General features: G+C 54.5%; 9 protein-coding genes, 2 rRNA genes and 1 riboswitch. All 11 genes read left to right on the top strand.

The features are described from left to right. A 23S ribosomal RNA gene (locus EVJ28_RS09390) occupies positions 1-123 on the top strand; the annotation flags it as partial. Between the two features lie 51 nt (positions 124-174). Beyond that, positions 175-290, top strand: a 5S ribosomal RNA gene (gene rrf / locus EVJ28_RS09385). 85 nt (positions 291-375) lie between these two features. Further along, a complete protein-coding gene (locus EVJ28_RS09380; protein ID WP_034809046.1) occupies positions 376-567 on the top strand; it encodes an NETI motif-containing protein in 192 nt (63 codons plus the stop codon). Positions 568-708: 141 nt separating this feature from the next. Next, positions 709-810, top strand: a riboswitch (purine riboswitch). Between the two features lie 69 nt (positions 811-879). Then, positions 880-1,368, top strand: coding sequence for a 5-(carboxyamino)imidazole ribonucleotide mutase (gene purE, locus EVJ28_RS09375; RefSeq protein ID WP_131441206.1), 489 nt, complete (start codon positions 880-882; stop codon positions 1,366-1,368). After that, positions 1,368-2,462, top strand: coding sequence for a 5-(carboxyamino)imidazole ribonucleotide synthase (gene purK, locus EVJ28_RS09370; protein ID WP_131456664.1), 1,095 nt, complete (start codon positions 1,368-1,370; stop codon positions 2,460-2,462). The genes purE and purK overlap by 1 nt, the downstream gene beginning before the upstream one ends. Then, entirely contained in the window at positions 2,459-3,751 is a 1,293-nt protein-coding gene (gene purB / locus EVJ28_RS09365; RefSeq protein WP_131441204.1) for an adenylosuccinate lyase, read from the top strand. Before purK ends, purB begins: the two co-directional genes overlap by 4 nt. Positions 3,752-3,799: 48 nt before the next feature. Next, on the top strand, positions 3,800-4,504 hold the full coding sequence (gene purC, locus EVJ28_RS09360) for a phosphoribosylaminoimidazolesuccinocarboxamide synthase (RefSeq protein ID WP_131488760.1): 705 nt from the start codon (positions 3,800-3,802) through the stop codon (positions 4,502-4,504). Continuing rightward, positions 4,501-4,743, top strand: a complete 243-nt coding sequence (gene purS, locus EVJ28_RS09355; protein WP_021065194.1) for a phosphoribosylformylglycinamidine synthase subunit PurS — start codon at positions 4,501-4,503, stop codon at positions 4,741-4,743. The genes purC and purS overlap by 4 nt, the downstream gene beginning before the upstream one ends. Next, positions 4,740-5,420 (top strand): phosphoribosylformylglycinamidine synthase subunit PurQ, encoded by a 681-nt coding sequence (gene purQ, locus EVJ28_RS09350; protein ID WP_070328802.1) that lies wholly within the window; start codon positions 4,740-4,742, stop codon positions 5,418-5,420. The genes purS and purQ overlap by 4 nt, the downstream gene beginning before the upstream one ends. Further along, positions 5,404-7,623: a phosphoribosylformylglycinamidine synthase subunit PurL gene (gene purL, locus EVJ28_RS09345; protein ID WP_131488758.1), complete on the top strand. Its 2,220-nt coding sequence runs from the start codon at positions 5,404-5,406 to the stop codon at positions 7,621-7,623. The genes purQ and purL overlap by 17 nt, the downstream gene beginning before the upstream one ends. After that, positions 7,599-9,008, top strand: a complete 1,410-nt coding sequence (purF, locus tag EVJ28_RS09340) for an amidophosphoribosyltransferase (RefSeq protein ID WP_131456670.1) — start codon at positions 7,599-7,601, stop codon at positions 9,006-9,008. Before purL ends, purF begins: the two co-directional genes overlap by 25 nt. Position 9,009: the final 1 nt, after the last annotated feature.

Raw genomic sequence — 9,009 nt, 5'->3', positions numbered from 1 at the left:
GATGAGATTTCCCTTTGAGCAATCAAGAAAGACCCCTCAGAGACGATGAGGTAGATAGGTCATGGGTGGAAGCACGGCGACGTGTGGAGCTGAATGATACTAATCGGTCGAGGCTTTGATCTAGAAACGGTTTGAACTTGATGAGTCTTCAGTTTTCAGGGAACAATTCCCTTGTCTGGTGGCGATAGCGAAGCGGCCACACCCGTTCCCATGCCGAACACGGAAGTTAAGCGCTTCAGCGCCAAAAGTAGTTGGGGGTCTCCCCCTGTGAGGATAGGACGTCGCCAGGCAAACGGTGGTTCTGGAGCATTCGCTCAAGGGCCGCCGCTTTTTTGTATTTTGTATCGTGACTCAAATGAAGGAGAGGAATAACAGATGGCCAAGAAAATCAAAGTATACGTCGAGCCAAACGAGACAGTCGGTGAGTGTTTAGACCGAATCGCTCAAATGGGGTATCGCCCGGTACGAAGGATTGAAAAGCCTGTCTTTGAAAAAACGGGAACCAAAGACGAACCTGTTCATTCTCATCAATCAATCTTATTTGAGTGCGTCGCTCTCAAACCATAATGCCAAACCGTCACGAATGCGTGGCGGTTTTTTTGTTTTTGTAAAAACATCGTAAAGACGAACGATAAATATTCAGACAATTAAATTGTTCGCTGTTTGTTGACATATTTTCAAAGAACGAGGTACGATAGGCTTGTGAGTTAAGAAAATCAAATATTGCTCCATATAATCGCAAGGAAATGGCTTGCAAGTTTCTACCTGATCACCGATTCTGATCAGACTATGGGGTATAGCCGACATTTTTTTGTCATGGCCTATACCCTAAACTGTTTAATCAGTTTAGGGATTTCTTTATTTAAGGGGGACGTTGATGTGAAGGCAACAGTAGGTGTGATCATGGGAAGTTCTTCTGACTGGGAGACGATGAAGCATGCGTGCGACGCGCTAGAAGAGTTAGACATTCCATACGAAAAGCAAGTCGTCTCCGCGCATCGAACGCCGGACTTGATGTTCCAATACGCCGAAGCGGCTCGGGAACGAGGGATACACGTCATCATCGCCGGTGCAGGCGGGGCAGCCCACCTTCCGGGTATGGTAGCAGCGAAGACGACGCTTCCGGTCATCGGAGTCCCGATTCAATCGAAAGCACTGAACGGACTTGATTCGTTACTGTCAATCGTTCAGATGCCAGCAGGTGTTCCTGTCGCAACGGTCGCCATCGGAAAAGCCGGAGCGACAAACGCCGGACTGTTTGCCGCTCAAATTCTCAGTCTTCAATTCCCTGAAGTCATCGATCGTCTAGAAACGTATCGTCAACAAAAACGAGACATGGCGCTGCGCGGAACGGAGGAACTCGTCTAATGAGAATCGGGATATTAGGCGGAGGACAGTTAGGGCGGATGATGTCACTCAGTGCGAGCGCAATGGGTTACGAGACGCTCAGTCTCGACCCGAACCCGACGGCTCCGGCAGCCCAAGTCGCACCGAGTATCGTCGCCGGGTTCGACGACATCTCAGCGGCAAAAGAACTAGCAGGCCGTTCGGACATCGTCACGTACGAATTTGAAAATATCGACTCAGCGATGATTGAGGCGATTGCCGATAAATGTCCGCAAGGGATGGACGTGTTAACAGCGACGCAGCATCGTCTGTTCGAAAAACAGATGATCGAGGCGGCCGGATTGCATGTCGCACCTTACGTGCCGGTCCGATCGGTACGGGACGTTTACCGGGCCGAAGATTTGCTAGGACTCCCATTGGTCATCAAAACATGCCGCTTCGGTTATGACGGGAAAGGGCAAACCGTGCTCCAGACATCACAAGACGTACGCGCGTTCATAGAACAGTTCAATGAAGATGAATATGTCGCCGAGGCGTGGTTGCCATTCCGAAAAGAAATCTCGGTCATCGTGACGAGAGGCGCACATGAGACGACAACATTCCCAATCAGTGAAAACATCCATCAAAATAATATATTACATTTATCGATCGTTCCGGCCCGGCTTGACATGGACATTCTAGAAGATGCGCGCCATTTAGCACTTCAGCTCGCTGACCATGTTGGATTGATCGGTACGCTCGCCGTCGAACTGTTCGTGATGGAAGACGGCGAGCTATACGTGAATGAGCTCGCGCCACGTCCTCACAATTCAGGACACTATACGCTTGATGCATGCGAGACGTCACAGTTCGAACAACACATCCGCGCGATTACGGGCATGTCACTCGGACGGACGACTCAGTACACACCGGTCGTCATGGTCAATCTGCTCGGCGAACATATGGATAAAGTGAACCCACAAACGTTACCATCGAATGTTAAACTACATCTGTATGGAAAAGAAGAAGCGAAACCCGGACGGAAAATGGGGCACTTGAACGTGCTCGGCAGTACCGTCGAGGACGCGCTTCACACCATCGAACAACTGGCAATTTGGAAGGAGACCGTTTTATGATTTCACGTTACACCCGTCCCGAGATGGCGGCGATTTGGACAGATGAGAACAAGTTTGATGCATGGCTCAAAGTAGAGCTTTACGCTTGCGAGGCGTGGAGCGAACTAGGCGTCATCCCGAAAGAGGACGTCAACGTATTATGGGACAAGGCATCATTCGATGTCGAGCGTATCCTTGAGATCGAGCAGGAGACGCGCCATGACGTCATCGCCTTCACACGGGCCGTCTCAGAGACGCTCGGAGACGAGAAGAAATGGGTCCATTACGGTCTCACGTCGACCGATGTCGTCGATACGGCGCTATCGTACTTGATCAAACAAGCGAATGACATCCTTGAAGCCGATATCGATCGCTTCATCGACATCCTCGCCGAGAAAGCGAAAGCCCACAAATATGACATCATGATGGGTCGTACACACGGAGTCCACGCAGAACCGACGACGTTCGGTTTGAAACTCGCACTCTGGTACGAAGAGATGAAGCGAAACAAGAAACGGTTCATGGCCGCACGCGAGACGATCGAGTTTGGAAAAATGAGCGGCGCCGTCGGGACGTTCGCAAACATCGACCCGTTCATCGAGTCGTATGTGTGTGACAAGTTAGGGATTCAAGCAGCCCCGATCTCGACACAGACGTTACAGCGTGACCGCCACGCCGAGTACATGTCGACGCTTGCTTTGATCGCCACATCCATCGAGAAAATGGCGACCGAGATCCGCGGCCTTCAAAAAACAGAGACACGTGAGGTCGAAGAGTTTTTCGCCAAAGGCCAAAAAGGTTCGTCGGCGATGCCGCATAAACGTAACCCGATCGGTTCGGAGAACATGACGGGACTCGCCCGCGTGATTCGCGGTCATATGGTGACGGCATATGAGAACGTCCCGCTTTGGCACGAACGCGATATCTCGCACTCGTCAGCGGAACGGATCATCCTCCCGGACGCGACCGGCCTTCTGAACTACATGCTCAACCGCTTCGGCAACATCGTGAAGAACTTGACGGTGTTCCCGGACAACATGCGCCGCAACATGGACCGGACGTTCGGCATCATCTTCTCACAACGCATCCTGCTCGCCTTGATCGAGAAAGGCTGGTCACGTGAAGCCGCCTATGACGCGGTCCAACCGAAAGCGATGCAAGCGTGGGAAGAAGAGACGATGTTCCGGACGTTGATCGAGCAAGATGCCGAGATGGGCGCACTCTTTACGAGTGACGAACTCGATGATTTGTTCGACCCGAGCCATCACGTACGTCGTGTCGATACAATCTTTGAACGCTGTGGTTTGTGATCGTTGAGGGGCGCTATGCCCCTCTCACTTTAAAGGGGGACGATACAGATGGAAGCAATCTACGAAGGTAAGGCGAAAGCGTTATACGAGACAGAAGAACAAGGTGTGCTCCGTGTCTACTATAAAGATGACGCGACGGCATTCAACGGAGAGAAAAAACAATCGATTGCAGGGAAAGGCGTGTTGAACAACGCCATCACGACGCGTTTGTTCGAGCTCATGCACGACAACAAGATTCCGACCCACTTCATCAAGAAACTGTCAGACCGCGAGCAGCTCGTACGCCGCGTCGACATCATTCCGCTCGAAGTCGTCGTACGCAACGTCGCCGCAGGGAGTCTCGCTAAACGGCTCGGCTGGGAAGAAGGAACGCCACTGTTGTCGCCGATCGTCGAGTTCTACTATAAAGATGACGCACTCGGAGATCCGCTTTTAACTGAGGACCATATCCGTTTACTGCAAGTCGCCACACACAAAGAAGTCGAAACATTGCGACAACTCGGGTTATGGGTGAACGATGTCTTGCTCGACTTCTTCGATGGACACGGTATCGATTTGATCGACTTTAAACTTGAGTTCGGTAAACTCGATGACACGATCATCCTCGCCGATGAGATTTCGCCCGACACGTGTCGCCTGTGGGATAAAGAGACGAAACAAAAGCTCGACAAAGACGTGTTCCGCAGAGACCTCGGATCACTGACAGAGACGTACGGCCAATTGTTAACACGCATAGGGGGAACTGACCAATGAAAAAAGTGAACGTGTACGTGACATTACGTGAAAGTGTACTTGACCCACAAGGCGTCGCCGTCAAAGGCGGACTCGAGCATCTCGGCTTCACAGGCGTCGAATCGGTACGAATCGGTAAAGTCATCGAACTTCAAGTCGCAGACGAGACGACCGAGGCGATGGTCCGTGACATGTGCGAGAAATTGCTCGTCAACACGGTTATCGAGAACTATCGGATCGAGATGGGGGTACTCGCATGAGGTTCGCAGTCATTGTCTTCCCGGGATCAAACTGTGACCTCGACATGTATCATGCGGTCAAAGACGTGCTCGGGGAAGAAGCGGAATATGTATTCCACACGGAGACGTCACTTGTCGGTTTTGATGGTGTGCTGTTACCAGGTGGCTTCTCATACGGGGACTACTTGCGTTGCGGCGCGATCGCCCAGTTCTCACCGATTATGAGTGAGGTGAAGCGATTCGCTGAAGAGGGACGTCCGGTACTCGGCGTCTGCAACGGGTTCCAAGTGCTCGTCGAGGCAGGACTCCTACCCGGCGTATTGATGCGCAACCGTGATTTGAAGTTCATGTGCAAGACGGTCGAACTGAAAGTCGAGACGAACGAGACGATGTTTACGAGCGACTATGCGGTGGGCGAGACGATTCGCGTCCCGATCGCACATGGAGAAGGCAACTACTACTGTGACGAAGCAACACTCGAGACACTGCGAACGAACGGCCAGATCGCTTTCACCTACACAGACAACCCGAACGGATCGGTCGCGAACATCGCGGGCATCACGAACGCACAAGGAAACGTGCTCGGCATGATGCCGCACCCGGAACGAGCGGTCGAGGCGATGCTCGGCGGAGAAGACGGCAAACGGTTATTCACTTCGATTGTAAAATGGGGGACACGACATGTTACTTACAACTGAACCGACAGCGACGCACATCCGTGAACAAAGACTGTATGCCACAATGGGGCTCACTGACGACGAATACGGACTCGTCGTCTCGCTCTTAGGCCGTGACCCGAACTACACCGAGATCGGTTTATTCTCGGTCATGTGGTCTGAACACTGTTCGTACAAAAACTCGAAGCCAGTGCTCCGTAAATTCCCGACGACCGGAAAACACGTCCTTCAAGGACCCGGTGAAGGGGCTGGAATCGTCGATATCGGCGATGGTCAGGCGGTCGCCTTCAAAATCGAGAGCCATAACCACCCGTCGGCCATCGAGCCGTATCAAGGTGCGGCGACAGGTGTCGGCGGGATCATCCGCGACATCTTCTCGATGGGCGCACGTCCGGTCGCACTCCTCAACTCGCTCCGCTTCGGAGATTTGAACGAATCACGTGTGAAACATCTCTTCGGCCATGTCGTCTCCGGCATCGCCGGCTACGGCAACTGTGTCGGCATCCCGACGGTCGGCGGAGAAGTCGCGTTCGACCCGGCCTACGCCGGCAACCCGCTCGTCAACGCGATGTGTGTCGGCCTCATCCGCCACGAAGACATTCAAAAAGGGATCGCCGAGGGGGTCGGCAACTCGGTCATGTACGTCGGGGCGACAACGGGACGCGACGGCATTCACGGCGCCACGTTCGCCTCTGAAGAGCTCGGCGAAGACGCCGATGAGAAACGCCCGGCCGTCCAAGTCGGCGACCCGTTCATGGAGAAGTTGTTGATCGAGGCGTGTCTTGAAGTCATCAAACATCCGGCCCTCGTCGGCATTCAAGACATGGGTGCGGCCGGTCTCACGTCGTCTTCGGCCGAGATGGCATCGAAAGCGGGCATGGGTATCGAGATGAACCTCGACCTCGTCCCACAACGTGAGGCAGATATGACGCCTTACGAGATGATGTTGTCCGAGTCACAAGAACGGATGCTCCTCGTCGTCAAGGCAGGACACGAAGACGAGATCGAAGCGATCGTCACGAAGTGGGGACTTCATGCGATCAAGATCGGCGAAGTCATCGAGCAGAAAGTGCTCCGTCTCGTCCATCACGGCGAAGTAGCCGCTGAAGTGCCGGTCGACGCGCTCGCGGAAGATGCGCCGGTCTATCATAAACCGTCAAAAGTTCCAGCATACTACGAGGCGTTCCAAGCGATGGCGCCGGTTCAACCGGTCGTCACAGACGTGCTCGCGACGTGGAAAGATGTGCTCGCGATGCCGACGATCGCTTCGAAACGCTGGGTGTACGAGCAATACGACCATATGGTCCAAACGTCGACCGTCGTCGCACCAGGTAGCGACGCGGCCGTCATCCGAATCCGTGACACGGACAAGTCGCTCGCGATGACAACCGACTGTAACGCGAAGTATGTCTACCTCGACCCGCGCGTCGGCGGTGCCATCGCAGTCGCTGAAGCGGCGCGCAACATCATCGCGAGCGGTGCCGAGCCACTCGCACTCACCGATTGCCTGAACTTTGGGAGTCCGGACAAACCGGAAGGGTTCTGGCAGCTCGACCAAGCCGTCGAAGGTATGGCCGAGGCGTGTTTGGCACTCGACACACCGGTCATCGGCGGGAACGTCTCGCTTTATAACGAGTCGAACGGGACGGCGATCTACCCGACACCGGTCGTCGGCATGGTCGGTTTAATCACGAAGCCGGAACATATCACGACGTCACACGCCAAGACAGCTGGAGATGTCATCTTCCTTCTCGGCGATACGAAGCCTGAATTTGGCGGCAGTGCGCTACAAATGTTGCAAGACGGAAAAGTGAGCGGACAAGCACCGACGCTCGACCTCGAGATCGAGAGCCGTCACCAGCAAGCGCTGCTCACGGCAATCCGTCAAGGACTTGTCACGGCAGCTCACGACGTGTCAGAAGGTGGCTTAGCGGCGGCACTTCCTGAGCTCGTGTTCGGCACGGGGCTCGGTGCAGACGTCAGCGTCGACACGGATCTCGTGACGACACTGTTCAGCGAGTCACAGTCGCGCTTCCTCGTCACGGTCGCGCCAATTTACGCGGACACGTTCGCCAAACTGACGAAGGCGACACGAATCGGTCAAGTGACCGAAGCGACGCAACTGACGGTCCGCTCGAGCGATCGGTTAATTGAAATGGACGTCACTGAACTTGAACGTGTATGGGAAGGAGCTATTCCATGTTATATGACATCCGAGGCATGAACGAGGAGTGTGGGGTGTTCGGGGTGTTCAATCACCACGAAGCGTCACACCTCGCCTACTACGGACTGCACAGCCTGCAACACCGAGGTCAGGAAGGGACGGGTATCGTCACGGCCGACGGTGAACGCCTGCATGCGAAACGCGGGCTCGGTCTCGTCGCCGAAGTGTTCGACGAGCCGTCACTCGATGCCCTGACCGGACATCACGCCATCGGTCACGTCCGTTATTCGACCGCGGGCGGCAACACGCTTGAGAATGTCCAACCGCTCCATTTCAAATCGCTCACCGGGGACCTTGCGATGGCGCATAACGGCAACCTCGTCAACGCCAACGAGTTGAAGCATATGCTCGAGGCGGAAGGGGCAATCTTTCAGACGACGTCTGACACGGAAGTCGTCGCCCACTTAATCAAACGGAGCCGCGGCAACTCATTGAAAGAGCGGATCTCGGACAGCTTGGCGCGTCTCGTCGGCGCGTTCGCGTTTCTTTTCTTGACGGAAGACGCGATTTACGTCGGCGTCGACGTCCATGGTTTGCGTCCCCTCTCGCTCGGAAAGACTGAAGACGGGGCGTTCGTGTTCGCTTCAGAGACGTGCGCGTTCGACGTCGTGGGGGCGACGTACGTACGTGACGTCGAACCGGGCGAACTGTTGATGATCACGAAAGACGGAATCGTCTCAGAACGTTACAGTGAAGCAGCGGTCCGGGCGATGTGTTCAATGGAATACATCTACTTCTCGCGGCCAGACTCGATCATCGACGGCATCAACGTCCATACGGCCCGTAAGGCGATGGGGAAAAAGATGTTCAACGAGGCACCGGTCGAGGCGGATGTCGTGACCGGTGTCCCGGACTCGAGCATCTCGGCAGCCATCGGGTACGCCGAGGCGAGCGGGATCCCGTACGAGATGGGTCTCATCAAAAACCGTTACGTCGGGCGGACGTTCATCCAGCCGTCACAAGAATTGCGTGAGCGTGGCGTCAAGATGAAGCTGTCGGCGCTACGTGGGGTCGTCAACGGCAAGCGTGTCATCATGGTCGATGATTCGATCGTCCGTGGTACGACGAGCCGTCGCATCGTCAAGTTGCTGCGGGAAGCCGGGGCAACCGAAGTACATGTGCGCATCACGTCACCACCGATCAAACATCCGTGCTATTACGGTATCGATACATCATCAAAGGACGAGTTGATCGCGGCCACCAAATCGATCGAAGAGATTAAACAAGAGATCGGGGCCGACTCATTAGCGTTCCTCACATTAGACGGTACGGTCGAAGCAATCGGCCGACCGTTCGAAGGAAACTTGCGCGGGCAGTGTGCCGCTTGCTTCACCGGACTTTATCCAACTGAACTGGCGGAACTTGTGACAGAGACAAAAGCTTGAG

Source organism: Exiguobacterium sp. SH3S3, from assembly GCF_004337115.1.
Lineage (GTDB): Bacteria > Bacillota > Bacilli > Exiguobacteriales > Exiguobacteriaceae > Exiguobacterium > Exiguobacterium aurantiacum_A.
The sequence above is the reverse complement of the archived record's forward strand: the minus strand, read 5'-3'. Positions and strand labels throughout refer to the sequence as shown.